Raw genomic sequence first — 24,255 nt, forward strand, 5'->3', positions numbered from 1 at the left:
GTCGGTCTCAGGGCTTGAAGGTCACCGGCAGACGGGCCGGGCCGCTTCCAGTGGGCGGGACTTGGAGTGTCTTGAGGGCGAACGCCATGACTTCCTTGTAGATGGGGCCGCAGATCTGGCCGCCGAAGTAGCTGCCCTTGGTGGCGTTCTGGATCGCGCAGTAGACCGTGACGCGCGGCTTGTCGGCGGGCGCGAAGCCGGCGAACGACGACGTGTAGCCCTTGTAGCGGCCGGTCTCGGGATCGACCCGGTTGGCCGTACCGGTCTTGCCCGCGACGCGGTAGCCGGGGATGCGCGCCTTGGTGCCGGTGCCCTCCTCGTCGTCGACGACGGACTCCAGCATCTGCGCCACGGTCTTCGCGGTCTTCTCGCTGACGACCCGGTTCTTCTTCGGCCTGGGCGCCGGCGTGAAGCGGCCGTCCGGGCCCTTCGTGCCGCGCACCAGGGTGGGCTCGATGCGTACGCCTCCGTTGGCGATGGTCGAGTAGACGGAGGCGGCCTGCATGGCGTTGAGGGAGAAGCCCTGGCCGAAGGGGATCGTGAACTGCTGCGAGGTGGACCATTTGGACGGGTGCGCGAGGATGCCGGACGTCTCGCCGGGGAAGCCGAGCCCGGATTCCTTACCGAGGCCGAACTCGCGCAGGTACTTGTACAGGACCTTGTTGACGTCCTTCTGCGTCTTGCCCAGTTCCCCGGTGGCGAGGATCGTGCCGATGTTGGACGACTTGGCGAGGACGCCGTTGAGCGTCAGGTGCCAGGTGGGGTGGTCGATGTCGTCCTGGAAGAGCCGGTCGCCGCGGTGGAGGCGGTTGGGCACCGTCACGCGCGTACCGGGCGTCGCCGCCTCCTCCTCCAGGACGGCGGCCATCGACATGACCTTGGCGGTGGAGCCGGGCTCGTACGCGTCCTGGAGGGCGGCGTTGCCGAGGGCCGCGCCGTTGGCCTGGGAGAGGTCGTTCGGGTCGAAGCCGGGGGCGTTGGCCATGGCCAGGACCTCGCCGGTCCTGGTGTCCTGCACTATCACGTAGCCGCGGTCCGCCTTGGACTTCTTGACCTGCTCGCTGATCGCGTTCTGCGCGGCCCACTGGATGTCGCGGTCGATGGTGAGCTCGACGTCGGAGCCGGGCACGGCCGGCGTCTCCGTGGAGCCCGCGGTCGGCACCTGGCGTCCGCCGGACTGGGCGTAGCGGACCTTGCCGTCCTCGCCCGCCAGCTGCTTGTCGAGCTGCGCCTCCAGGCCGCCCGCGCCCTTGCCGTCGGAGTTGACCCAGCCCAGTATCCCGGCGCCGAGCTCGTCGTTCGGGTAGACCCGTTTGCTGCTCGGGTCGGCGAGGACACCGGCGAGCACGTTCGGGGAGGACGGGTCGGTGCCCGCCCGCTCGGCGAGCGCGCCGCGCAGGTCCTTGATCTGCTTCCACACCTGGGGGGTCTGGCGGCGGGCGAGCAGGACGTAGCGGGTGTCGGGGGTCTTGAGCTTCTTGGTGAGCTCGGCGGTGTCCTTGCCGAGGATGGGGGCCAGGAGCGCGGCGGCCTGTTCGGGCGCGTCCTTGGTCTTGGCCTCCTTCGGCGTGAAGAGCGTGGGGTCCGCCGTGATGTCGTACGCGTCGACGCTGGCGGCCAGCTCGACGCCGCCGCGGTCGGTGATGCGTCCGCGCTCGGCGGCGAGGGTGTGGGTGAAGTAGCGGTTCTTCTCGGCCTTGGCCGCGTACGCGCTCGCGTCGACGGCCTGCACCTGCAGCAGCCGCACGACGAAGGCCAGCATCACCAGGGTGAGTCCGAGGCTGACCATGCGCAGCCGTGGCCTGGGGCTGCCCAGGCGGATGGTGCGGGCCTTGGTCTTTCCCTTGGCGGCGGGGCGACGGGCGGCGGGGCGGCCGCCCTGGGCAGGTCGGCGGGGCGCGCCGGGCCGTGCGGGCCTGACGGGCCTCGCGGGTCCTGGCACCCGGCGCCGCGGGGGTTCCCTGTCGGACACTTGCGTCACCTGCCGGGGGTCGTCGTGGGCCGGGGGGTCGTGGGGGCCTGGGCAGCGGGCGTTTCGGCGGGCTGCGCGGGCGGCGGTGTGGCGGGGGCCGGTGCGGCCGGGTCCGGGGTCGCGGGGGACGCCGGCGGTGTGACCGGGACGGAGACGGAGGCGGCGGGGGACGCGACCTCCTGCGGGCGGGGCGCGGGGTACGACAGCGAGGAGGGGCGGGCCGCGGTGCCGGGGACGCCGCGGACGGTGCCGTCGGGGTTCAGGAAGGCAGGGTCGCCGCCGGGGACCATGCCGAGCTCCTGGGCGCGGCGCTGCAGCGCGTCGGGGGCGGCGTAGCCGTCGACCTCGCGCTGGAGCTCCTGTTCCTCCTCGGTGAGGTCCTTGGTCTCCTTCTTCAGCTCGCTCAGCTGGAACGAGCCTTCGTTGAGGGAGGAGTTCAGGATGAGCAGCCCGATCAGGCCGCCGCCGAGGAGCAGGACGACGAGGAGCACGAAGGGGGTCCGTGCTGCCTGGCTCGGGCCCTGGGGCAGCAGCCGCGCGAGGCGGGCGGCCCTCCCCCGCAGCTCGGGCTTCTTGCTCATGGAGCCTCCTCGCGGCCTGGGATCAGCGGGTTCTGCGCGGGGCAGCGGCTATCCGACGTCCTCGCGGATGCGCTGGGCGCCCCGCAGCCGGGCCGGTGCCGCCCTGCGGTTCTCGGCGACCTCTTCCTCGGTGGGGAGTTCGGCACCTCGGGTCAGGAGCTTGAGCCGCGGCTGGTAGCGCTCGGGGACGACGGGCAGGCCGGGCGGCGCGGTCGTCGCGGCCCCGGCCGCGAACACCTGCTTGACGAGGCGGTCCTCCAGCGAGTGGTACGAGAGGACGGCGATCCGGCCGCCGACGGCGAGCGACTTCACGGCCGCGGGGACGGCCCTCTCCAGGACGCTCAGCTCGCCGTTGACCTCGATGCGCAGGGCCTGGAAGGTGCGCTTGGCGGGGTTGCCGCCGGTGCGCTTGGCGGCCTGCGGCAGGGAGTCGCGGATGAGCTCGACGAGCCGTGCGCTGTTGCTGAACGGCTCCTTCTCGCGCTCGCGCACGACGGCGCTCACGATGCGCTTGGCCTGCTTCTCCTCGCCGTACGCGCGCAGGATCCGCACCAGTTCGCCCGGCGGGTAGGTGTTGAGGACCTCGGCCGCGCTGACGCCTGTCGTCTGGTCCATGCGCATGTCGAGCGGGGCGTCCTGGGCGTACGCGAAGCCGCGGTCCGCCTCGTCGAGCTGCATGGAGGAGACGCCGAGGTCGAAGAGGACGCCCTGGACGCGCGGGATGTCGAGGCGGTCGAGCACGTCGGGGAGTTCGTCGTAGACCGCGTGGACCAGGGTGGCCCGGTCGCCGTAGGGGGCGAGGCGTTCGCCGGAGAGGCGCAGCGCCTCCTTGTCGCGGTCCAGGGCGACGAGGCGGACCGAGGGGAAGGTGGCGAGGAGGGCCTCGCTGTGGCCGCCGAGGCCCAGGGTGCAGTCGACGACGACGGCGCCCGGCTCGGCGAGCGCGGGGGCCAGCATGTCCAGGCACCGCTGAAGCATCACCGGGACGTGTCGGCTGTTGTCGCTCAAGGGGCCCTCTCAGGTCCGGCGCGGCGTGCGTACGCACCGCCGGGTCCCCACCCGCTCCGTGAAGGGGAATGGACTGCTGGCGCCGGGGAAGTGGCGTCAGCCGACCGGGAGCGGGAGGAGGCCGAGCCGTACGTACGCGCCGCGCACGTGGGGGGATTCAGGGAATCCCCGGGATGTGCGGTCCAGCAGGGAGCAGGTCACGTCTCCCGCTTCGCGTCACTTTAGTCCACCGTGTCTCCCGGTCAATCAACCGGCCTGCGCGTCGCGGCGGGGTCCCGGACGGGGTCGGACGGCGGCCGGATCACCCGTTCAGCCGCACGGGCGGACGCCCTGTGGGTTAGCTCACAACAAAGGTCTTTGACGTTCTTTGTCCCTCCTCACAGCGGGCCCGGACGATCAACGCGCATTAACGTCATAGCCATGTCGACTTCCGCAGCCTCCCCGGACCGCACGCCCGACACGACCGGCGCCATAGGCGCCGGAGGCGTCACGGACCGCCTCGTAGAAGCCAACGAAAAGTACGCCGCCCAGTTCACCGACCCCGGCATGGATGCCCGCCCCGTCCTGCGGGTCGCCGTCGTCGCGTGCATGGACGCCCGCCTCGACCTGCACGGCGCCCTCGGTCTCGAGCTCGGTGACTGTCACACCATCCGCAACGCGGGCGGTGTGGTCACCGACGACGTCATCCGCTCCCTGACCATCAGCCAGCGCGCGCTCGGCACCCGCAGCGTCGTGCTGATCCACCACACCACCTGCGGCCTGGAGTCCCTCACCGAGGAGTTCCGGCACGACCTGGAGATGGAGGTCGGACAGCGCCCGTCCTGGGCGGTGGAGGCCTTCCGTGACGTGGACCAGGACGTGCGGCAGTCGATGGAGCGCGTGCGGACCTCGCCGTTCCTGCTGCACACCGAGGACGTCCGGGGTTTTGTGTTCGACGTGAAGACGGGTCTGCTGCGGGAGGTCGACCCCGCGTGACCGACAAGGGGCGTGACTGACAAAGGGCCGCAAGGTCCTGCAAATCGCCGCCAGTTATCCACAGGCGAGTGACACGACCCGGTATGCCCAACAACAATGCGGGGGTGGCATCGCGCGGGACCATTCCCGCGTGCTGCCGGTGAATTCTGGGTGGACCGGGTCGTGCGCGCGAGCGCCCGGCCCGGACATGGGGTAACCCCTGCTCCTCGTGAGCGCGGGGAAGGGCCGAGGAGGGCCGGGTGACGACCTATGACGATCGAGCGAGCCTCACAGATCTGACCACGACCGCGGAGCGTGTCCGCAGGTCGGTCGAGGGTGTGATCGAGGGCAAGCCAGAGGTCGTACGGCTTTCGCTGACTGTGCTCCTGGCGGAGGGGCACCTGCTCATCGAGGATGTGCCGGGCGTGGGCAAGACCATGCTCGCCAAGGCACTCGCGCGGTCCATCGACTGCTCCGTGCGGCGGATCCAGTTCACACCGGACCTGCTGCCGTCGGACATCACCGGGGTGTCCATCTTCGATCAGCAGCGCAGGGACTTCGAGTTCAAGCCGGGGGCGATCTTCGCGCAGATCGTGATCGGCGACGAGATCAACCGTGCGTCTCCGAAGACGCAGTCCGCGCTCCTGGAGTCCATGGAGGAGCGCCAGGTCACCATCGACGGGCAGACCTACGAACTGCCGAGCCCCTTCATGGTGGTGGCCACGCAGAACCCCGTCGAGATGGAGGGGACCTATCCCCTGCCCGAGGCGCAGCGCGACCGCTTCATGGCGCGCGTCTCGATCGGCTATCCGGGCCCGGAGGCCGAGCTGCAGATGCTCGACATCCACGGCGGCGTCTCACCCCTGGACGACCTCCAGCCGGTGGCGCACGCGCACGAGATCGTGAAGCTCATCGACGCGGTGCGCACGGTCCACGTGGCCGAGCCCGTGCGGAGGTACGCGGTGGACCTGGTCGCCGCGACCCGCAACCACCCGGACCTCAGACTCGGGGCGTCGCCGCGCGCGACGCTGCACCTGCTGCGCGCCGCCAAGGCCTCCGCCGCCCTGAGCGGCCGTGAGTTCGCCCTGCCGGACGACGTGCAGGCCCTGGCCGTCGCGGTCCTCGCGCACCGTCTGCTGCCCACGGCACAGGCCCAGTTGAACCGGCGTACGGCCGAATCCGTCGTCCTGGAGATCCTGCAGCACACCCCGGTGCCCGCCGCCGTGCAGCCAGGTCCCAACACCTACTTCAACCAGCAGCCGCCCGGCGCCCGGAGGCTGTGATGACGGCCGGGGGGAGGCCGGCGGGCCAGGCCGAGAACGAGAAGGGCGGGGTGCGCACGGCTCTCGCGGGGCTGACCACCCGCGGCCGCTCCTTCCTCGCGGCCGGTGTCGCCGCCGCCATCTGCGCCTACGTCCTCGGCCAGAGCGACCTGCTGCGCGTCGGGCTGCTGCTCGCCGTGCTGCCCCTGGTGTGCGCCACCGTCCTGTTCCGCACCCGGTACCGCGTGGCGGGCAGCCGCAGGCTGTCCCCCGCGCGCGTGCCCGCCGGTTCGGAGGCCCGCGTCCATCTGCGGATGGACAACGTCTCTCGGCTGCCCACCGGGCTCCTCATGCTCCAGGACCGGGTGCCGTACGTGCTCGGGCCGCGGCCCCGGTTCGTCCTCGACCGCGTGGAGGCGGGCGGGCGGCGCGAGGTGTCCTACCGTGTCCGCTCGGACCTGCGCGGACGCTATCCACTGGGCCCGCTGCAGCTGCGCCTGACGGATCCGTTCGGCATGTGCGAGCTGACGCGCTCCTTCTCGACGTACGACACCCTGACGGTCATCCCGCGCGTGGAGGCACTGCCTCCGGTGCGGCTGACCGGTGAGGCGAAGGGGTACGGCGACGGCCGCAACCGCTCCCTTGCCCTGGCCGGTGAGGACGACGTCATCCCGCGCGGCTACCGGCACGGCGACGACCTGCGCCGCGTCCACTGGCGGTCCACGGCGCGCTACGGCGAGCTGATGGTGCGCCGCGAGGAACAGCCGCAGCGCGCCCGCTGCACCGTGCTCCTGGACACGCGGGGCGCCGGATTCCGGGGCGCGGGGCCCGACTCGGCCTTCGAGTGGGCGGTCTCCGGCACGGCGTCGACGCTGGTCCACATGCTCGAACGGGGCTTCTCGGTGCGTCTGCTCACCGACACGGGCGCCTCGGTGCCGGGTGAGGGTTCGGACGGCTTCGCGGGGGCCAGTCAGGAGTCGGCGGACGCGGCCGGCCTGATGATGGACACGCTCGCGGTGGTCGACCACTCGGACGGTGCGGGGCTCTCCCGGGCGTACGACGTGCTGCGCGGCGGGAACGAGGGGCTCCTCGTCGCCTTCCTCGGCGACCTGGACGAGGAGCAGGCCGCGGTGGTCGCCAAGATGCGTCGGCGCAGCGGCTCGGCGGTCGCGTTCGTGCTGGACAGCGCGGTGTGGGCGCAGGGCCCCGGCGCCCTGCCGTCCGGTGCCGGCGAGGCGCGCGTGCAGATGCTCAGGGAGGCGGGCTGGGCGGCGCTGATGGTGCCGCCGGGGGCGGGTTTCGCGGATCTGTGGCGGCAGGCGGACCACGCCCGCGCGGCTGCGGACCCCGCGCCCACGGCGGGCACGACGAGCGGGGGTTGGGCATGAACGGCCGGAACCTTTGGACCGGGCACGACAGCGACGTGGGGGAACTTTCATGAGCGGACGCGCGCGGCTCGCGGTCTGCGCCACGGCGGCCACGCTCATGGCGTCGGGCTCGCTGCTGCCGCTCGTCGATCCGGCGACGTGGTTCCTGCAGGCGGTCGTCCTGCTCGTGCTGCAGAGCGGCGTGGGCGCGCTGGCCCGGCGGGTACCGCTGGCCAGGCCCCTCACCGTGGCGGTGCAGGCGCTGGTGTCGCTGGTCCTGCTGACACTGGTGTTCGCCCGCGAACAGGCACTGGCGGGGATCGTGCCGGGCCCGGACGTGTTCCGCCGGTTCGGCCTGCTCCTGGAGGCGGGCGGCAACGACGTCAGCCAGTACATGATCCCGGCGCCGCTCAGCGACGGCATCCGGCTGATGCTCGTCGGCGGCGTGCTCGTGATCGGCCTCGCGGTGGACGCGCTGGCGGTGACGTTCCGTACGGCGGCGCCCGCGGGACTTCCGCTGCTCGCCCTGTACTCGGTCGCGGCGGGGCTCTCCGACGGCGGCGCCGGATGGCTCTGGTTCCTGCTGGCCGCCGCCGGGTATCTGCTGCTGCTCCTGGCCGAGGGCCGGGACCGGCTCTCGCAGTGGGGCCGCGTCTTCGGCGGCGCGGCGCGCGCGCCGGGACGGGTCAGCGGAGGCCTGGAGAGCAACAGCGGGGCACTCGCCCCGGTCCGCACGGGGCGCCGCATCGGGGCGGTGGCCCTGGGCATCGCCCTGGTGGTGCCGCTCGCGCTGCCCGCCCTGGACGGCGGTCTGCTGGACGGCTCGGGCGGTGCGGGCGGCGACGGTTCGGGCGGCGGCGGGACGATCTCGGCGGTCAATCCGCTGGTGGCCCTCCAGGACAGCCTGAACCAGCCGGAGGACCGTGAGGTCCTGTCGTACCGCACGAACGCCGAGACGACCGACGAGATGTATCTGCGGATCGTCTCGCTGGACCAGTTCGACGGCACGACGTGGAAGACCACCGTCCGGCGCATCCAGGACGTGCCGTCGCCGCTGCCGGACCCGCAAGGCCTGCGTCCCGACGTCCGCAGGACCGAGATCCAGACGAACATCGCGGCCGCCGACAGCTACGCGCAGAACTGGCTGCCGATGCCGTTCCCCGCGAGCCAGGTGGAGATCGACGGCCGCTGGCGGTACGAGCCGGTGGGGCGGGCCCTCGTCGGTGACCGGGGCCAGACCACGCGGGGTGCGCAGTACAAGGTGAAGAGCCTGGTCGTGGAGCCCACGGCCGAGCAGCTCGCGGCCGCGCCCGAGCCGCCCGACGATCTGCGGCGCGAGTTCACGAAGGTGCCGGACTCGCTGCCCCAGCTGGTCGCGGACCGGGCCCGGCAGGTCACCAAGGGTGCCGGGAACCCGTACGAGCAGGCGGTCAAGCTCCAGGACTACTTCGCGTCGGACGGTGGCTTCACGTACAACACGCAGGTCCGTGCGGGCAGCGGTCCCTCGGCGATCGAGCGGTTCCTGAAGCAGAAGGAGGGCTTCTGCGTCCACTTCTCCTTCGCGATGGCGTCGATGGCGCGGACGCTGGGGATACCGGCCCGGGTCGCGGTGGGCTTCACCCCGGGCACGGCCGATGGGGACGGTTCGATGTCGGTCGGGCTGCGCGACGCGCACGCCTGGCCCGAGCTGTACTTCGAGGGCGTGGGCTGGACCCGTTTCGAGCCGACGCCGAGCCGCGGCACGGTGCCGGACTACACCCGGTCGGACGTCCCGTCCGGCGACACGGACGACCCCGACACCCCGGAGCCCTCCACCTCCTCCGAGCCCTCCACGGCGCCGTCGGCCTCGGACACGTGCCCGCCGGACCAGAAGAAGCAGGGCGGCTGCGCGAGCATCGCTCCGGCGATCGCGGGTGGTTCGGGCGGTGAGGGCCCGCCCGTCGCGATGATCGTGGGCATCGCTCTGGCGGCGCTGCTCGTCCTCGCGCTGCCTCTGCTGCCGCTGCTGTGGCGGACCAGGGTCCGGGCCGTGCGCCTGGGGTCGGGGGGCCGCACCCCGGCGGACGCGGCGGCGCGCACGCTCGGCGCCTGGCTGGAAGTGACCGATACGGCCTGGGACCACGGCATTGCGCCGGACGAGTCGCAGACCCCGCGGAAGGCCGCCGAGCGGATCGTCCGCGCGGGACAGCTGAGCAGCGGTCCGGCTGAGGCCGTCCATCGGCTGGCGGCCGCGGTGGAGCAGGTGCTCTACGCCCCGCGTCCGCAGCCCGCCGCGGGTCTCGCCGAGGATGTCCGGCGCGTCCAGGACGGCCTGAACGCTTCGGTGGGCCGGATGACGCGCCTGCGTGTGACGCTCGCGCCGCGTTCGGCCGCTCGGGTGGTGTGGGCGGTCTCGGACCGGTGGGCGGCGTTCGGGGAGCGCTGGCGGGACCGGGCCGCCAAGCGGTGGTCGACCCTCACGCGGAAGCTGCCGCGGCGGGCCGGTCAGGAGGGCTGAGGCCCCGGTCAGCACAGCGTGAGGGGCGGCCACCCGCTGGGTGGCCGCCCCTCACACATGCCTGCGTATGCTCGGTCAGTCGTGGGCCGACGGGCTCACTGACCGCCCTGCTGTTCGTCGCGGCGACGCTGCCACCGCTGCTCGATACGGTTCATGACGGAGCGGCGCTGCCTCGCCTGCCGCGGGGCCGCTGCCCCGCCCGGCGCGGCGGCCGTGCCCGAAGCCTGCTCGCCCGGTTTCGGCGCTTTGCGCCAGCCGGTGACGGCGAGCACCGCGCAGCCCAGCATGACGAGGAACCCCACCACGCTGATCCAGATCTGCTGGGCGACCATTCCGGACATGAGAAGGGCGATGCCCACAAGGAAGCCCACGACCGCTTGGTAGACCCGCTTCCGGGTGTACGTGCGCAGCCCGCTTCCCTCAAGCGCTGTCGCGAACTTGGGATCTTCGGCGTACAGCGCTCGCTCCATTTGCTCGAGCATGCGCTGCTCGTGCTCCGAGAGCGGCACGGAGTCCTCCTCATCGTGCAGTCGCCGGGGCGACCGGGGGTCCCCTTCAGGATAGGCAGGGAATCGCCCCCGTGAAACCCGCCCCTCTACGCCAACTTCGCCAAACCGGACCTTCACTCCGCTCCGGCTCGCTGAAGCGTGCATTCCCCAGCGGCCGAACCGTCATGCAGAACGGTGTCCCTCGATCATACGGCGCCCGTAGCCCGTTCGGGGGGCCTGTGGCGTACTCCATGTGCGGCTGCGTCGCTGATCAGCAGGTGAGCCGCGGGGCGGCTCAGGCCCCGGACGTCTCCCGCGCCTCACCGAGCACGTGCAGCTGGGTGGCCACGGCGTGGAAGGCGGGCAGCTCGGCGGCGGCGGCCTCCAGCTGCAGGAGGGCCTCCATGGCGCCCGGCTCGGTGTCCACGAGGACGCCGGGGACCAGGTCGGCGAAGACCCGGACGCCGTGCACCGCGTCGACGCGCACGCCCGCGGCCTCGACGAGCGCGGTGAGCTGCTCGGCGGTGAAGCGGCGCGGCACGGGGTCGCCTGCGCCCCAGCGGCCCGCCGGGTCGGCGAGCGCGGTCTGCGCCTCCTTGAAGTGCCCGGCGAGGGCACGGGCGAGCACGGCGCCGCCGAGGCCCGCGCCGAGCAGGCTGAGGACGCCGGCGGGGCGCAGCGCGTCGACGGCGAGGCGCACGCCCTCGGCCGGGTCGTCCACGTACTCCAGGACGCCGTGGCACAGGACCGCGTCGAAGCCGCCCCGGTCGACGACGTCGAAGAGGCCGAGGATGTCGCCCTGGACGCCGCGGACCCGGTCGGCGACGCCGGCCTCGGCGGCCCTGCGCTCCAGCGCGAACAGCGCGTTCGGGCTGGGGTCGACGACCGTGACGCGGTGGCCGAGCCGGGCGACGGGCACGGCGAAGTTGCCGCTGCCGCCGCCGGTGTCGAGCACGTCGAGCTCGGTGCGCGACTCCTTGCCGGTTGCCTTGACCCGGCGGTCGAGGGCGTCCTCCAGGACGTCCCAGACGACTGCTGTACGAAGAGAAGCGCGGGGGCGCATCGGGTCCGACACGGCAGGTGACTCCTCGGCGCGTGGGGTGCGGATATGGCTCCACCCTATTGCCTGCGCCGAGGTGCCCCGGCCACGTGTCCGACCATGCGGTCGCGCCGGTCAGCCCGCGTCCGGCGGCTCCCGGCCGGCGTCCTCGGAGCCCTGCCGGGGCTGGGGCAGCACGGGCTGGAGCACGAGCATCCGCTCGACGATGCGCAGGAACATCGCGACGTCGCGGAGCAGGTCGTCGGCGTCTCGTGCGGTGGCGGCGGCCGCTATGCCCGCCTCGGCGCGTGCCCTGCGGGCGGCGCCGGACGCGAACAGGGCGCTCCACTCGGTCAGTTCGGGGGCTATCTCGGGGAGGACTTCCCAGGCGCTGCGGATGCGCTGCCTGCGGCGCGCGGTCGTCTCGGGGCGGCCCCGGGCGGCCAGGACGGCGGCGGCGGTGCGCAGGGCGGCGAGGTGTGCGGTGGCGTAGCGCTCGTGCGGGGCTTCCAGGCGGGCGGCCTCGTCGAGTCCGGCGCGGGCCTGGGCGAGGAGTTCGAGGGCGGCGGGCGGGGCGGTCGCGCGGCGCAGGACGGGGTGGACATCGCTCGCCGGGCCGGTCAGTGCGGGAGCAGGGCCGACGGCGCGGTGCCGGCGGGCGGCTGCTGAGGTGCTGGCCATGACGAACCTCCTGTCGTCGTGTGACGGCGCAGTGGCCGTATGTGCCCATCGTGGGGTACGCCACTGACAATCGGCTCTGACCTGGGGCTTTGCCTCGATCCCAGGTTCGGGCTTACTTTTGTACTGACCAGTCAGTTCAAAAGCCGGTGCGGTGCGGCCGGTGCGACGAAGGGGCAGGGGGGACTGTGGACGGTCCGATCGACGGCGCGCGGGGAGCCGCCGTCACCGCGGAGGACTTCGGGCTGGAGGGCCCGCGCGGCTGGGCGTTCCGCGGCATCGGGTTCCGTGCGGAGTCCGGGTCGCTGATCGCGGTGGAGGGCCCTTCGGGGTCGGGCCGCACCTGTCTTCTGCTCGCGCTGACGGGACGTATGCGTGCCACCGAGGGCCATGCGTGTGTGGGCCGCTTCCGGCTGCCGAAGCAGTTGGCCGCGGTGCGCGCGGTCAGCGGGCTGGGGCCCGTGCCCGGTGTCACCGATCTCGACCCGGCCCTGACCGTCGCCGAGCACCTGCGCGAACGGGCGCTCCTGGAGCGGCGGTTCGGGGGCTCGCTGCGCGAGCTGCTGCGGCCGCGCGCCGAGCGCAGGAACGAGACGCGGCTGCGCGTCGACGCCGCGCTGACCGCCGCAGGGCTCGACCTGGAGGCACTGCCCAAGGGGCGCAGGACCGCCGTGCGCGACCTGGAGAGGCTCGAAGTGCTGCGGCTCTCCGTGGCGCTGGCCCTGATCGGCCGCCCGCGCGTGCTGGGCGTCGACGACACCGACCTGAAGCTCTCCGACGCCGAACGGGCCGCGGCCTGGGGGATGCTGACGTCCCTCACGGACCAGGGCATGACCGTCGTGGCGGTGTGCAGCGAGGCGCCCGAGGGCGCCGTCGTGGTCCGCACCGGCGCCCGTTCCGGCGATGACCGTTCCGACGACGGCCGTTCCGACGACAACCGTTCCGACGACGTGAAGGAGACGGCGGATGCGCTCGCCGAAGCTCGCCGCGCTTGAGCTCAGGCGCTTCGGCAGGGGGAAGCTGCCGCGCGCCGCGCTCGTCGCGCTCCTGCTGCTGCCTCTGCTGTACGGCGCCCTGTACCTGTGGTCCTTCTGGGACCCCTACGGCCGTCTCGACCGCATCCCCGTGGCCCTCGTCAACGACGACAAGGGCGCCACCGCGCAGGGCAAGAAGCTCGCGGCGGGCGACAACATCGTCGAGGGGCTGCGCGACAGCAAGACCTTCGAGTGGCACGAGGTGACCGACGCCGAGGCGCGCAAGGGCGTCGAGGACGGCACGTACTACCTGTCCCTGACGATGCCCGCGGACTTCAGCGAGCGCATCGCGTCGAGTTCGGGGGACTCCCCCGAGACAGGCGCCCTGCGGGTCCGTACGAACGACGCCAACAACTACATCGTCGGGCAGATCTCGCGGACGGTCTTCTCCGAGGTGCGCTCCGCCGCGTCCACGAAGGCGTCGCGCTCGTTCCTCGACAAGATCTTCATCTCGTTCTCCGACATCCACGGGGCGACGCAGAAGGCCGCCGACGGCGCCGACAGGCTGGACACCGGCATCGGCAAGGCGAAGAAGGGCTCCAAGGACCTCGCGAGCGGCCTCGGGGACGCCAAGGACGGCAGCGGCGAGCTGGCCGGTGGCATCGAGAAGCTCGACAAGGGCGCGGGCAGGCTCCAGACCGGATCGAAGAAGGTCGCCGACGGTACGCAGAAGCTGGCCGACAAGGTCAACGGCACGGCGGACCAGGTGCGGCCCTTCCTGAAGGACAACGGCAAGACGATCGGGGACACGGCACAGCTGGTCGCCGACTCCTCCAAGGCGATGCGCCGCAACCTGTCCACCTGGGTCAAGCTGGCGCCCGCGGCGGCCGAGGGCGCCAGGGACGCCTCCCGGATCATCGGCGGCTTCTACCGCGAGCAGTGCGAGGAGGCCCCTGTCCCCGACCCCCACTGCGCACGGTTCAAGAAGGCGAAGACGGCCGCCGAGAACGTGTCGACGATCGCGGACGACATGAACGCCGTGGTCAAGGACCAGAACAGCGACGTCAAGAAGCTCGACAAGCACCTGGCCACGCTGCAGAAGAAGTCCCAGGCGCTCGCCGACCGCGCCCCGCACCTCGACGAGGACCTGAACACCGCCGTCACCCAGATCAACGACCTCAACAAGGGAGCGGGTGAGGTCGCCAAGGGCGCCAAGAAGATCCACGCGGGGCTCGGCACCGCGCGGACCGGCGCCACCGACCTCGACGAGGGCATCGGCAAGCTGGAGACCGGCGCCGACGACCTCAAGGGCGGTATGTTCAAGCTGGCCGACGGCTCGTCGAAGCTGTCCGGCGGGCTGCACGACGGCGTCAAGAAGATCCCGGACTACGACAAGAAGGACCGCGACGAGCGCACCGGTGTCATGTCCGACCCCGTGCAGCTCGCCTCCCAGTCGCTGCACAAGGCGCCCAACTACGGCACCGGATTCGCCCCCTACTTCATCCCGCTGTCCCTGTGGGTCGGCGCGATGGTGGCGTACATGGTGATCCAGCCGCTCAACCGGCGCGCGCTCGCCGCGGGCGCCTCCGCGTGGCGCATCGCGCTCGCCGGGTGGCTTCCGGTGGCCGCCCTCGGGGTGCTCCAGACCGCGGCGCTGCTCTCCGTACTGCACTGGGGCATCGGTCTGCAGATGGAGCGGGCGGCGGGCACGGTGGGCTTCCTCTGCCTGGTGACGGCGTGCTTCGCGGCGATCGTGCAGTGGCTCAACGCCCGCTTCGGAGCGGCCGGACGGATCCTCGTCCTCGCCGTGCTGATGCTGCAGCTGACGTCGGCGGGCGGCACGTACCCCGTTCAGACGAGCCCCGGCTTCTTCAGCGCGATCCACCCCTTCCTGCCGATGAGTTACGTCGTCGAGGCTCTCCGGAGACTCATCACGGGTGGCGGTCTCGGTCCCGTCTGGCAGGGCTGCGCCGTCCTGGCGGCCTTCACCCTGGGCGCCCTTGCCCTCACCGCGCTCTCCGCGCGCCGCAAGCAGGTGTGGACCCTCGACCGGCTGCACCCGGAGCTGACGCTGTGAGCGGAGCCGACCCCGTGAACGCCGACCCCGTGAGCACGGCGCGGCCGGGCGGCCCGGCGCGACCTGTGAGAATCAGGACCATGGACAGCAGTACAGGCAGCACCCGCCGCGAGGCCACCCGGCAGAAGCTCTACGAGGCCGCCGTCACCCTCATCGCGGAACAGGGCTTCTCGGCCACGACGGTCGACGAGATCGCCGAGCGGGCCGGAGTCGCGAAAGGCACCGTCTACTACAACTTCGCGAGCAAATCGGTCCTCTTCGAAGAGCTGCTGCGGCACGGTGTCGGCCTGCTGACCGCCTCCCTGAAGGAGGCATCCGACGGGGTGGCGAGGAACGGCGGCAGCACGGTCGACGCCCTCGACGCGATGATCCGGGCCGGCCTGGTCTTCATCAACCGCTATCCGGCCTTCACGCAGCTCTACGTGGCCGAGCTGTGGCGCACCAACCGCGCCTGGCAGTCCACCCTGCTCGTGGTCAGGCAGCAGGCCGTCGCGGTGGTCGAGGACGTGCTGCGGGCGGGGGTGGAGAGCGGCGAGCTCAGCGACGAGATCGACATCCCGCTGACGGCCGCCGCGCTCGTCGGCATGGTGCTGGTCGCGGCACTGGACTGGCAGGCCTTCCAGCCGGAGCGCTCGCTCGACGACGTGCACGCGGCGTTGTCGCGGCTGCTGCAGGGCCGGGTCAGCGGCACGCGCGCGTAGACCACGTCTGTCGGACGACCGGCCGCACGCGAAGGCGCCGGTGCGGTGCCCCCATGTCCCTGGCCGCACCGCACCGGCGCTTTCTTCGTGTCCCCCCGGCAACCCCCGTGCGACCCCCGTGTGGTCGTCCCCCCGAGTCACCCCCGTACCTCGCTTCCACCATGTGGCGGAAGGAGCGGCCAAGGGCGCGGTGCCGTTCCGCCGCCCCGTGTCGGCGGTGCCGGCGACCGCGCCCTTCTCCGTGCCCCACACTCTTCCGTCTCCGCAGGTGGGGCCCATCCGCGCGGGTACTCATCTCACTCACTAGGTACGGATACTCAGACCTCCGTGCTCATCCCCAGGCCGATACGTTCACCAATGGTTACGATCACGTCCGTGTCCGTACTCCCCCTGGTGTTCACCAGCGGCTGGGCGAGCGGGATCAACGCGTACGCCGTGGTCCTGCTGCTCGGCGTCTTCGGCGCGACCGGTGTGAGCGACGAGGTCCCCGAGGCGCTCCAGCGGCCCGACGTCCTGATCGCGGCCGGCGTGCTCTTCCTGTGCGAGGCCGTCGCCGACAAGATCCCGTACGTCGACTCCGTCTGGGACACGGTGCACACCGTGATCCGGCCGGTGTCCGGCGCCGTGGTGGGAGCACTCCTCGCGGGCCAGAGCGGGTCCCTCCCGGATCTCGCGGCGGGTGCGGTGGGCGGGTCGACCGCGCTGGCCAGCCATGCGGTGAAGGCCGGGACGCGGATGGCGATCAACACCTCGCCCGAGCCGTTCAGCAACGTCGTGATGAGCACGGCCGAGGATCTCGGGGTCGGCGGCCTCATCAGCTTCGCGATGTTCTATCCGGAGGCCGCCGCCATCATCGCGGCGGTGCTCCTCGTGATCGGCCTCTTCCTGCTGTTCTTCCTCGTCTCGCGGATCCGCCGGTTCCTGCGGCGCAGGGCGCAGCGGCGCGAGGAGAAGCGGCTCGCGGGCCGGGCGGGGGCGCCGCCGCCCTGACGCCCTGACTGTCAGTGGCTGCCGATAAAGTCCCTGGCATGGCACGGATTGTGGTGATCGGCGCAGGTCTCGGCGCGATGTCGGCGGCCGCCCGGCTGGCCGTCGCGGGCCACCGGGTGGTGGTGTACGAACGCGGGGAGACGTTCGGCGGCGCGGTGGGCCGCGTCGAGCGGGACGGCTTCTCCTTCGACACGGGCCCCGGGCTGCTGCACCTCCCCGCGGTGTACCGCGACTTGTTCGTCAAGACGGGCAAGGAGCCCCTGGAGAAGTGCGTCGAGCTCTCCCAGGTGGAGCCCGCCGTGCGCCACGTCTTCGGGGACGGCACGACGGCGGACCTGCCGAACGCCTCGCGCGCGGGCGTGGGCGAGGCGCTGGACACCGCGCTCGGCGCGGGCGCGGGTGCGCGCTGGTCGGCGTTCATGAACCGCGCCAGGGAGGCCTGGGACCGCACCCGCCGCCCCCTGCTCGAAGAGCCCCTGTGGCCGAACTGGGAGGTGCTCGCCGAGCGCGAGCCCTACCCCGCGGTGCCCCACAAGCGGCTGCTGCGCCGCGAGCGCAGGGCGGCCACGCTCAGCGAGGTCGGCGAGCTGGAGCTGGGCGGGGACGCGCGGCTGGTCGCGCTCCTGGAGCAGTTCGCGCTGGCGCAGGGCCTTGATCCCCGTACGACCCCGGCGAGCGCCGCCGTCCTGCCCTACCTGGAGCAGACGTTCGGCACCTGGTCGGCGCGCGGCGGCATGCGCGCCCTGGCCCGTGCGGTGTACGAGCGGTGCCTGGCCCGGCGGGTCGAGTTCGTGTTCGGAGCGGCGGTGACGCGCATCGTCGAGAAGGACGGCAAGGCGGCGGGCGTGGAGCTCGCGGACGGCACCACCGCGGAGGGGGACTTCGTCGTCGCGGGCGTGGCGCCCTCGGTCCTGGACGGGATGCTGTCCGGTGTGAACATACGGGCGGAGGGTGACGTCCCGGCGCGTTCCGGTCTGCCGAGCCGGCTGACGATCTTCCTGGCCCTGTCCGGCGCGCGCCCCGAGGGCACCCCGCTGCGCACGGTGCTGCACTCGGCGGACCGTGAGGACGAGCTCGACCGTCTCTTCGGCGGGCGGCCCGGACTGCCCGCCTCCCCCACGCTGGCGGTCCTCCGCCCCGACGACCCGGAGCTGACGCCGGACGCCGCGCACGAGGCGGTGACGCTCACGGCGACGGTCCCCGCCCACCTGGAGGTCACCGCCGAGGACGTGCAGCGGGTGATCAGCCGCGCCGAGGCCGTGGTCCCGGAGCTGCGGAGCCGTCTGCTGTGGCACGAGGTCCGCACCCCCGCCGATGTCGCGGAGGCCACCGGCGCGGACGGCGGCGCCGTTCCCGCGCCGGCGCTCGCGGCGGCCGGCGGGAGGCTCCTGCAGCCGTCCAACAGCACCCGTCTGCCGGGGCTCTTCGCGGTCGGCGGCTGGGCCCACCCGGGCGGCGGCCTGCCGCACGCGGGCATGTCGGGCACGCTGGTGGCGGGGCTGATCGTCGAGGGCCCGGAGTTCCGCGGCTCCCAGTGAGCGACCGGGCCCGCCGGAGTCCGGGCCCCGCCGGAGTCGGCGGGGCTCAGTAGCGGTACTGCTGCTCGTTGTGGCCCGAGCCGTCGTGGTGGTCTCCCGGGTGCCCGCCCTGGTAGGGGTACGGCTGCTCGGGCGGGAGTTCACCGCTGTACTGGTCGTCGGTGGTGCGCTGCTGGGGCACCCAGACGCCGCCGGGCGGCGTGTCGGTGTACGCGCTGTCGTGGTACGCGCCGCTGTCGCTGTACGTCCCGCCGAGCCCGCCGCTGTACGTGTCGCCTCCGTAGGGGGCGTACTGCTGCTGGTCGCCGTAGGTGTCGTAGCTCTGCCGCGCGCCGTAGGTCTGCGTGCCGATGTACGGGTCGGAGTACGCGGCGTACTGCTGTCCGCCCGTTTCGTCGTAGCCGTAGTTCTGCTGGTCGTAGCCACCGAAGGCCGCCGCGTCATAGCCGTGGCCCTCGCTCTGGTGGGCGTCGCCCGCGGCGGGCGGGGCGTAGGCGGCGTCGTCGTACACGCCGTACTGGCCGGTGTCGTCGGGCATCGGCTCCGGCTCGTAGACCCCGTCCCCCGGGATGTCGGGGCCGTGCGCGGGCGGCGGCGGGACCTGCTCGTACTCCAGGTCGGAGACCTGGAGCGTCGGCTTCTTCGCGGCGTTGTCCCGGGCAGAGGCCCTGCGCCGCTTGCTGAGGCCGGGCCGCCCGCCGAGCGCCCAGCCGGTGGAGAAGCCCTTGCGGAACGACAGCGTCACGTACGTCTGCCCCGTGGCGAAGGCGATGGCACCCAGCCCGATGATCCACACCGACGGAATCAGCACACCGACGACGACGCCGAGGAAGCCGACGAAGGCCAGCAGGCGCCAGCGCAGCCTGGCCTTGTACTGCAGCAGCACCTCGCCGAGCAGCCACAGCGCGACGAATCCGAACGCGATGTAGAGGACCGTCCAGCCCATGTACGCCCCTCTCCCCTACGGCCGCCCGCGGGTACGGGTACGGGTACGGCCGTGTCAGGCCTGGTGGTGCAGGCCCAGATTTTCGTAGATTTCCAGCGTCGCGGTGGAGTTGTTGAGCGTGATGAAGTGCAGTCCCGGCACACCTTCGGCCAGCAGCCGCGCGCAGAACTCCGTTGCGAACTCGATGCCAATGGAGCGTACAGCGGCGGGATCGTCTTTGACCGCGAGGATCCTCTCTTTGAGCTCCGCCGGGAACACGGCGTTGCTCAGCTGGGGCAGCCGGTCGAGCTGGCGGACGTTGGTGACCGGCATCATCTCGGGGATGATCGGCGTCGCGCAGCCCGCGGCCTCGACGCGGTCGCGCAGCCGCAGGTACTCCTCCGGGTCGAAGAACATCTGCGTGATCGCGTAGTCCGCGCCGGCCCGGCACTTGTCGATGAAGTGCCGGGTGTCGGACTCCCAGTCGGGCGAGCGCGGGTGCATCGCGGGGAAGGCGGCGACGCCCACGCAGAAGTCGCCGGACTCCTTGATGAGTTCGACGAGTTCGGCGGCGTAGGTGAGGCCCTCCGGGTGGGCGATCCAGTCGCCGAGCGGGTCGCCGGGCGGGTCGCCGCGGACCGCGAGCATGTTCCTGATGCCCGCGTCCGCGTACTGCCCGATGATGTTGCGCAGCTCGGCCACGGAGTGGTCGACCGCGGTCAGGTGCGCGACGGGCGTCAGCGTCGTGTCGGCGACGATCTGCTGGGTCTCCTTGACCGTGCCGGTGCGGGTGGAACCACCCGCTCCGTAGGTCACGGAGACGAAGTCCGGGGCGACCGCCTCGACCCTGCGCAGCGCGTTCCAGAGGTTCCGCTCCCCCTTCGGGGTTTTCGGCGCGGAGAACTCGAACGAGAACGTCGTCTTACCGGTCGCGAGCATGTCGCGGACCGTGCGCGCGCGGTCAGTCCTGGTCGAAGCTGTGCCTAGGGCCATACGGGCAGGTTAGCCAGGGCGGGGCGGTCCCCCAACCGGACCCGGGAGTTTTGGCCGGTTTGCCGGTTTCTTGTCCACGGATCGGACATTCCCGGGCCGTGCCTCACCTGTCGGCTCACCCAGCCGTCTCCGCGGCGCCGCGCAACCGCTTCGCGAACTCCGCGGCGGCCGCTCCGGGGTCGTCCGCTTCCGTGATCGCCCGTACGACGACGACGCGCCGCGCGCCCGCGTCGAGCACCTCGTCGAGGTTGCCCGCGTCGATGCCGCCGATGGCGAACCAGGGGCGGTCGGTGCCGAGCGAGGCCGTGTACCGGACGAGGTCGAGGCCGGGGGCGTGGCGGCCCGGCTTGGTGGGCGTGGGCCAGCAGGGGCCCGTGCAGAAGTAGTCCACGCCCTCCTGGACGGCGGCCGCTGCGGCCTCCGTCTCGGCGTGCGTGGAGCGGCCGATCAGCACGTCGTCGCTGCCGCCGAGGATGGCGCGGGCGGCGGGGACGGGCAGGTCGCCCTGGCCCAGGTGCAGCACGTCCGCGCCGATGGCGTGGGCGACGTCCGCGCGGTCGTTCACGGCGAAGAGCTTGCCGTGCCTGCGGGCGGCGTCCGCGAAGACCCGGAGGTGCTCCAGCTCCTCACCGGCCTCCATGCCCTTGTCGCGCAGCTGCACGATGTCGACGCCGCCCGCGAGGACGGCGTCGAGGAACTCGGGGAGGTCCCCCTGGCGCCTGCGGGCGTCCGTGCACAGGTAGAGCCTGGCGTCGGCGAGCCGGTCGCGGCGGTCTGCGGCCATGGATAAGTCCCCCCGTTGTCGGTCGTGTGTTCAGAGCCTGTGTCAGACGGCGAGCGCCTGGGCGCGGCGCTTCACCTCCGTGCCGCGATTCTCGCTCAGCGCCTGCGCGGGGGTGCCGGGCAGACTCGGGTCGGGGGTGAAGAGCCATTCGAGCATCTCTTCGTCGGAGAAACCGTCGTCCCGGAGGAGCGTCAGGGTGCCGCTGAGGCCCTTGACGACCTTGTCGCCGTCGATGAAGGCGGCCGGCACCTGGAGCGCCCGGTTCTCACCGCGGCGCACGGCGATCAGCTGGCCCTCCTTGACCAGCTGGCGCACACGGGTCACCTCGATGTCGAGCATCTCCGCGATGTCGGGGAGGTGCAGCCACTCGGGGACGAGAGCATCGGTCTTTGCGTCAATCTCGGTCACGGGTCAAGGGTATCTCCGGCCACTGACACGCACCGGGTGGCACCGCTCCCCAGGTGAGCGCCCCGCTACAGGACCGCCTTCTTCAGGGGGATCGCCGGGTCCGCCGTCAGCGCCGGGTCGAGGCGCGCGCCCGACTCGATGAGACGGCGGCCCTGGGCCAGGTCCCTCGGCCGGCCCACGGCGAGGACCGCGACCAGGGCGCCGTCCCGCAGCCAGCACACCGACCAGGCCATGCCGTCCGGGTCCCCGCGCCACACCAGCTCGTCGGCACCGGCGTGGTGGCCCGCGTACTGCACGAAGCGGCCGAACTGCTCCGACCAGAAGTACGGCACGGGGTCGTACGCCGCCGGGGTCTCGCCGATGATGTTCGCCGCCACCGTGCGCGGCCCCTGAAGTGCGTTGTCCCAGTGATGCACGAGGAGCCGATCGCCGTACCGGCCCGAGGGGAACGAGGAGCAGTCGCCGACCGCGTACACGTCGGGCGCCGACGTGCGCAGGCCCTCGTCGGTGACGACCTCGCGGTGGGCGCCGAGCTCGATGCCTGAGTCCGCGAGCCAGCCCGTCGCGGGCCGCGCCCCGATGCCGACGACGACGGCGGTGGCGGGCAGCGTGGTCCCGTCGGACAGGACGACGGCACCGGGTTCGACGCGCTCCACGCGCGCGTGGGTGCGCAGCACCGCTCCGGAGTCCGCGTACCAACCCGCCATGGGGGCCGCGACCTCCTCGGGGAGCGCCCCGGCGAGCGGTCTGCCCGCGGCCTCGACGACGGTGACGGAGCAGCCCGCCTCGCGCGCGGCGGTCGCGAACTCCGCGCCGATCCAGCCCGCGCCGACGACCACCACGTCGTGCTGCCCCGCGAGGACCGGGCGCAGCCGTTCGGCGTCGTCCAGGGTGCGCAGGAGGTGCACGCCGGGGACGCCCTCGGTGCCGGGGAGGCGGATGGGTTCGGCGCCGGTCGCGAGGACCAGGACGTCGTACGCGACGGGCCCGTCGGCGGTGTCCAGCTCGCGGTCCGCGGGGCGCACGCCGGTGACCTCGCGGCCGAGGTCCAGCTCGATGCCGAGCGCCTCGAAGTCGATGTCGAAGGCCGAGCCGTCCGCCTTGCCGAGCAGCACCGCCTTGGACAGCGGCGGCCTGTCGTACGGCGGATGCGGCTCGGCGCCGACGAGGGTGACCGGGCCCGCGAAGCCCTGCTCGCGCAGGGCCACCGCGGTCTGCACGCCGGCCATGCCCGCGCCGACGATGACGACGCGCCGCTCCGCCTGCCGCTGCTTCCCGGTCTGCCCGTGCTGTCCGCCCGGCCGCTGCTGCTCGCTCTGGCTCTGCTGCTCGCTCACCCGATCACTGTAGGACGGTTGTCGAGAGCGCCCTCAGGTGCGGTCGGGGAGATCTCTGACACACCGTCATCGTCCAAACCCGGACAGCTCCCCTACTGCCGCGCGGGGCGACGGGCTAGGGTGACCCGTGCAGAGCACTCGCGGGAGCCCGGACGCACCGGGCTGAGAGGGAGGCTGGGACGGCCTCCGACCGTACGAACCTGATCCGGGTCATGCCGGCGAAGGGAGGGGCTGGACGCCCATGCATTCACGTACGACACCGGCCACGGCATCACCATCCGCCACCTCGGACGTCCTGGTCGTCGGAGGCGGCGTCATCGGCCTGGTCACGGCCTGGCGGACCGCGCAGCGCGGGCTGTCCGTGACGGTCGTGGACCCCGAGCCGGGCGGCGGCGCCGCCCAGGTCGCGGCGGGCATGCTGGCCGCCGTCACCGAACTCCACTACGGCGAGCAGACGCTGCTCGGCCTCAACATCGCGTCCGCCGGGCGCTATCCGGCCTTCGCCGACGAGCTGACCGAGGCGAGCGGCCACGACCTCGGCTACCGCACGTGCGGCACGCTCGCCGTCGCCCTCGACTCCGACGACCGCGCCCACCTGCGCGAACTGCACGCCCTGCAGCAGCGCTCGGGCCTGGAGTCCGAGTGGCTGAGCGGCCGCGAGTGCCGCCGCCTGGAGCCGATGCTCGCGCCGGGTGTGCGCGGCGGGCTGCGGGTCGACGGTGATCACCAGATCGACCCGCGGCGGCTCGCGGGCGCGCTCGTGGCGGCCTGCGAGCGGGCCGGTGTGGTCTTCCACCGCGCGTGGGCCGAGCGCCTCTCCGTCGTACGTGACCGGGCGCACGGCGTCGTCCTCGCGGACGGCACCGAGCTGGCCGCGGGCCTGACCGTCCTCGCCGCGGGCAGCCTCAGCGGGCGCCTCGCGGGCGTCCCGGACGACGTCCTGCCGCCCGTGCGGCCCGTGAAGGGCCAGGTCCTGCGCCTGTCGGTGCCGAAGCCGTACGCCCCGTTCCTGAGCCGCACCGTGCGGGCCGTGGTGCGCGGCAGCCACGTCTACCTCGTGCCGCGCGAGAACGGCGAGCTCGTCGTCGGCGCGACCAGCGAGGAGCTCGGCTGGGACACCACGGTCACCGCGGGCGGCGTGTACGAACTCCTGCGGGACGCGCACGAGCTCGTGCCCGGCATCACCGAGCTGCCGCTGACCGAGACCCGCGCGGGTCTGCGCCCCGGCTCGCCCGACAACGCGCCGATGCTGGGCCCGACGCGGCTCGACGGGTTCCACCTGGCCACCGGGCACTACCGCAACGGCGTCCTGCTGACCCCCGTCACGGGCGACGTGATGGCGCACGCCCTGACCACCGGTGAACTCCCCGACGAGGCGCTCGCGTTCACCCCGCGCCGCTTCGACGCCACGTCCTCCGAGATCGTCCCCCCGGCCCGCACGCAGCACGACACGGAGCAGCCCGCATGAGCACACCCTTCGCCGTTTCCGTCAACGGGGAGGAGCGCGATGTGGCCTCGGGCACCACGCTCGAAGCCCTCGTGGCCACCCTCTCCTCGGCGCACTCCGGTGTCGCCGCCGCCGTCAACGAAACCGTCGTCCCGCGCGCGCAGTGGTCCACCACGGCCCTCTCCGCGGGCGACCGCGTCGAAGTACTCACCGCCGTCCAGGGAGGCTGAACACC

Annotated in this window: 22 protein-coding genes and 1 riboswitch; of the genes, 11 read left to right on the forward strand and 11 right to left on the reverse strand. The window is 72.6% G+C overall.

What is annotated here, in order from left to right; translation table 11 throughout:
* Positions 1–7: 7 nt before the first annotated feature.
* The 3 genes from DEJ47_RS09520 to rsmH are packed head-to-tail and all read right to left on the reverse strand — an operon-like array spanning position 8 to position 3,561.
* Positions 8–1,972: a peptidoglycan D,D-transpeptidase FtsI family protein gene (locus DEJ47_RS09520; protein WP_317850787.1), complete on the reverse strand. Its 1,965-nt coding sequence runs from the start codon at positions 1,970–1,972 to the stop codon at positions 8–10.
* Positions 1,973–1,977: 5 nt separating this feature from the next.
* Positions 1,978–2,553: a septum formation initiator family protein gene (locus tag DEJ47_RS09525; protein WP_150166827.1), complete on the reverse strand. Its 576-nt coding sequence runs from the start codon at positions 2,551–2,553 to the stop codon at positions 1,978–1,980.
* A gap of 48 nt (positions 2,554–2,601) precedes the next feature.
* A complete protein-coding gene (gene rsmH, locus DEJ47_RS09530) occupies positions 2,602–3,561 on the reverse strand; it encodes a 16S rRNA (cytosine(1402)-N(4))-methyltransferase RsmH (RefSeq protein WP_150166829.1) in 960 nt (319 codons plus the stop codon).
* A 420-nt stretch (positions 3,562–3,981) separates the two neighbouring features.
* Here rsmH and DEJ47_RS09535 point away from each other — a divergent pair, with 420 nt between their 5' ends.
* The 4 genes from DEJ47_RS09535 (at position 3,982) to DEJ47_RS09550 (ending at position 9,641) form a co-directional block, all read left to right on the forward strand.
* Positions 3,982–4,536 (forward strand): beta-class carbonic anhydrase, encoded by a 555-nt coding sequence (locus tag DEJ47_RS09535; RefSeq protein WP_150166831.1) that lies wholly within the window; start codon positions 3,982–3,984, stop codon positions 4,534–4,536.
* Between the two features lie 239 nt (positions 4,537–4,775).
* Positions 4,776–5,798 carry an AAA family ATPase gene (locus tag DEJ47_RS09540; RefSeq protein WP_150166833.1) on the forward strand — a complete coding sequence of 341 codons (1,023 nt, stop codon included), beginning with the start codon at positions 4,776–4,778 and terminating at the stop codon, positions 5,796–5,798.
* Positions 5,798–7,165, forward strand: coding sequence for a DUF58 domain-containing protein (locus tag DEJ47_RS09545; RefSeq protein ID WP_150166835.1), 1,368 nt, complete (start codon positions 5,798–5,800; stop codon positions 7,163–7,165). Before DEJ47_RS09540 ends, DEJ47_RS09545 begins: the two co-directional genes overlap by 1 nt.
* A gap of 49 nt (positions 7,166–7,214) precedes the next feature.
* Positions 7,215–9,641: a DUF3488 and DUF4129 domain-containing transglutaminase family protein gene (locus DEJ47_RS09550; protein ID WP_150166837.1), complete on the forward strand. Its 2,427-nt coding sequence runs from the start codon at positions 7,215–7,217 to the stop codon at positions 9,639–9,641.
* A 95-nt stretch (positions 9,642–9,736) separates the two neighbouring features.
* On the opposite strand, the gene DEJ47_RS09555 is transcribed toward DEJ47_RS09550, so the two are convergent.
* The 3 genes from DEJ47_RS09555 to DEJ47_RS09565 all read right to left on the reverse strand — a co-directional run bounded on the left by DEJ47_RS09555 (position 9,737) and on the right by DEJ47_RS09565 (position 11,849).
* On the reverse strand, positions 9,737–10,150 hold the full coding sequence (locus DEJ47_RS09555; RefSeq protein WP_150166839.1) for a DUF3040 domain-containing protein: 414 nt from the start codon (positions 10,148–10,150) through the stop codon (positions 9,737–9,739).
* Positions 10,151–10,424: 274 nt separating this feature from the next.
* Positions 10,425–11,204 (reverse strand): class I SAM-dependent methyltransferase, encoded by a 780-nt coding sequence (locus tag DEJ47_RS09560; RefSeq protein ID WP_150166841.1) that lies wholly within the window; start codon positions 11,202–11,204, stop codon positions 10,425–10,427.
* Between the two features lie 99 nt (positions 11,205–11,303).
* The gene (locus DEJ47_RS09565) at positions 11,304–11,849 is read right to left on the reverse strand and encodes an SAV_6107 family HEPN domain-containing protein (RefSeq protein ID WP_150166843.1); all 546 of its coding nucleotides are present in this window, start codon (positions 11,847–11,849) and stop codon (positions 11,304–11,306) included.
* A 197-nt stretch (positions 11,850–12,046) separates the two neighbouring features.
* Between DEJ47_RS09565 and DEJ47_RS09570 the strand changes: the two genes are divergently transcribed.
* The 5 genes from DEJ47_RS09570 to DEJ47_RS09590 all read left to right on the forward strand — a co-directional run bounded on the left by DEJ47_RS09570 (position 12,047) and on the right by DEJ47_RS09590 (position 18,126).
* A complete protein-coding gene (locus DEJ47_RS09570) occupies positions 12,047–12,841 on the forward strand; it encodes an ATP-binding cassette domain-containing protein (RefSeq protein WP_150175524.1) in 795 nt (264 codons plus the stop codon).
* Complete coding sequence (locus DEJ47_RS09575) at positions 12,813–14,897, forward strand: YhgE/Pip family protein (RefSeq protein WP_150166845.1); 2,085 nt, start codon at positions 12,813–12,815, stop codon at positions 14,895–14,897. Before DEJ47_RS09570 ends, DEJ47_RS09575 begins: the two co-directional genes overlap by 29 nt.
* A gap of 80 nt (positions 14,898–14,977) precedes the next feature.
* Positions 14,978–15,598 carry a TetR/AcrR family transcriptional regulator gene (locus tag DEJ47_RS09580; RefSeq protein WP_150166847.1) on the forward strand — a complete coding sequence of 207 codons (621 nt, stop codon included), beginning with the start codon at positions 14,978–14,980 and terminating at the stop codon, positions 15,596–15,598.
* A gap of 375 nt (positions 15,599–15,973) precedes the next feature.
* Positions 15,974–16,588, forward strand: a complete 615-nt coding sequence (locus tag DEJ47_RS09585) for a DUF4126 domain-containing protein (protein ID WP_150166849.1) — start codon at positions 15,974–15,976, stop codon at positions 16,586–16,588.
* Positions 16,589–16,626: 38 nt separating this feature from the next.
* Positions 16,627–18,126, forward strand: coding sequence for a phytoene desaturase family protein (locus DEJ47_RS09590; RefSeq protein WP_150166851.1), 1,500 nt, complete (start codon positions 16,627–16,629; stop codon positions 18,124–18,126).
* A gap of 46 nt (positions 18,127–18,172) precedes the next feature.
* Here DEJ47_RS09590 and DEJ47_RS09595 read toward each other — a convergent pair whose 3' ends face one another.
* From DEJ47_RS09595 to DEJ47_RS09615, 5 genes are all read right to left on the reverse strand, one after another.
* A complete protein-coding gene (locus DEJ47_RS09595; RefSeq protein WP_150166853.1) occupies positions 18,173–19,072 on the reverse strand; it encodes a hypothetical protein in 900 nt (299 codons plus the stop codon).
* 54 nt (positions 19,073–19,126) lie between these two features.
* A complete protein-coding gene (gene metF, locus DEJ47_RS09600; RefSeq protein WP_150166855.1) occupies positions 19,127–20,044 on the reverse strand; it encodes a methylenetetrahydrofolate reductase [NAD(P)H] in 918 nt (305 codons plus the stop codon).
* 115 nt (positions 20,045–20,159) lie between these two features.
* Positions 20,160–20,828: a thiamine phosphate synthase gene (gene thiE / locus DEJ47_RS09605; protein ID WP_150166857.1), complete on the reverse strand. Its 669-nt coding sequence runs from the start codon at positions 20,826–20,828 to the stop codon at positions 20,160–20,162.
* A gap of 42 nt (positions 20,829–20,870) precedes the next feature.
* Positions 20,871–21,236, reverse strand: coding sequence for an Rv2175c family DNA-binding protein (locus DEJ47_RS09610; RefSeq protein WP_150166859.1), 366 nt, complete (start codon positions 21,234–21,236; stop codon positions 20,871–20,873).
* Positions 21,237–21,301: 65 nt separating this feature from the next.
* Complete coding sequence (locus DEJ47_RS09615; RefSeq protein WP_263398920.1) at positions 21,302–22,480, reverse strand: NAD(P)/FAD-dependent oxidoreductase; 1,179 nt, start codon at positions 22,478–22,480, stop codon at positions 21,302–21,304.
* Between the two features lie 223 nt (positions 22,481–22,703).
* A riboswitch (TPP riboswitch) is annotated at positions 22,704–22,817 on the forward strand.
* Here DEJ47_RS09615 and thiO point away from each other — a divergent pair.
* Positions 22,815–24,041: a glycine oxidase ThiO gene (gene thiO / locus DEJ47_RS09620; protein WP_150166861.1), complete on the forward strand. Its 1,227-nt coding sequence runs from the start codon at positions 22,815–22,817 to the stop codon at positions 24,039–24,041. Its footprint overlaps the riboswitch before it by 3 nt.
* Positions 24,038–24,250: a sulfur carrier protein ThiS gene (gene thiS / locus DEJ47_RS09625; protein WP_150166863.1), complete on the forward strand. Its 213-nt coding sequence runs from the start codon at positions 24,038–24,040 to the stop codon at positions 24,248–24,250. Before thiO ends, thiS begins: the two co-directional genes overlap by 4 nt.
* The last annotated feature ends 5 nt before the right edge of the window (positions 24,251–24,255 follow it).

It is taken from the genome of Streptomyces venezuelae, assembly GCF_008642355.1.
GTDB lineage: Bacteria > Actinomycetota > Actinomycetes > Streptomycetales > Streptomycetaceae > Streptomyces > Streptomyces venezuelae_B.

Excerpts from the sequence above, each read along its gene's own strand:
- thiE (WP_150166857.1), bottom strand. The coding sequence starts at position 20,828 with ATGGCCGCAGACCGCCGCGACCGGCTCGCCGACGCCAGGCTCTACCTG.
- DEJ47_RS09595 (WP_150166853.1), bottom strand. The coding sequence starts at position 19,072 with ATGGGCTGGACGGTCCTCTACATCGCGTTCGGATTCGTCGCGCTGTGG.
- DEJ47_RS09565 (WP_150166843.1), bottom strand. The coding sequence starts at position 11,849 with ATGGCCAGCACCTCAGCAGCCGCCCGCCGGCACCGCGCCGTCGGCCCT.
- DEJ47_RS09550 (WP_150166837.1), top strand. The coding sequence starts at position 7,215 with ATGAGCGGACGCGCGCGGCTCGCGGTCTGCGCCACGGCGGCCACGCTC.
- DEJ47_RS09545 (WP_150166835.1), top strand. The coding sequence starts at position 5,798 with ATGACGGCCGGGGGGAGGCCGGCGGGCCAGGCCGAGAACGAGAAGGGC.
- DEJ47_RS09575 (WP_150166845.1), top strand. The coding sequence starts at position 12,813 with ATGCGCTCGCCGAAGCTCGCCGCGCTTGAGCTCAGGCGCTTCGGCAGG.
- metF (WP_150166855.1), bottom strand. The coding sequence starts at position 20,044 with ATGGCCCTAGGCACAGCTTCGACCAGGACTGACCGCGCGCGCACGGTC.
- DEJ47_RS09590 (WP_150166851.1), top strand. The coding sequence starts at position 16,627 with ATGGCACGGATTGTGGTGATCGGCGCAGGTCTCGGCGCGATGTCGGCG.
- DEJ47_RS09535 (WP_150166831.1), top strand. The coding sequence starts at position 3,982 with ATGTCGACTTCCGCAGCCTCCCCGGACCGCACGCCCGACACGACCGGC.
- thiS (WP_150166863.1), top strand. The coding sequence starts at position 24,038 with ATGAGCACACCCTTCGCCGTTTCCGTCAACGGGGAGGAGCGCGATGTG.
- DEJ47_RS09580 (WP_150166847.1), top strand. The coding sequence starts at position 14,978 with ATGGACAGCAGTACAGGCAGCACCCGCCGCGAGGCCACCCGGCAGAAG.
- DEJ47_RS09525 (WP_150166827.1), bottom strand. The coding sequence starts at position 2,553 with ATGAGCAAGAAGCCCGAGCTGCGGGGGAGGGCCGCCCGCCTCGCGCGG.
- thiO (WP_150166861.1), top strand. The coding sequence starts at position 22,815 with ATGCATTCACGTACGACACCGGCCACGGCATCACCATCCGCCACCTCG.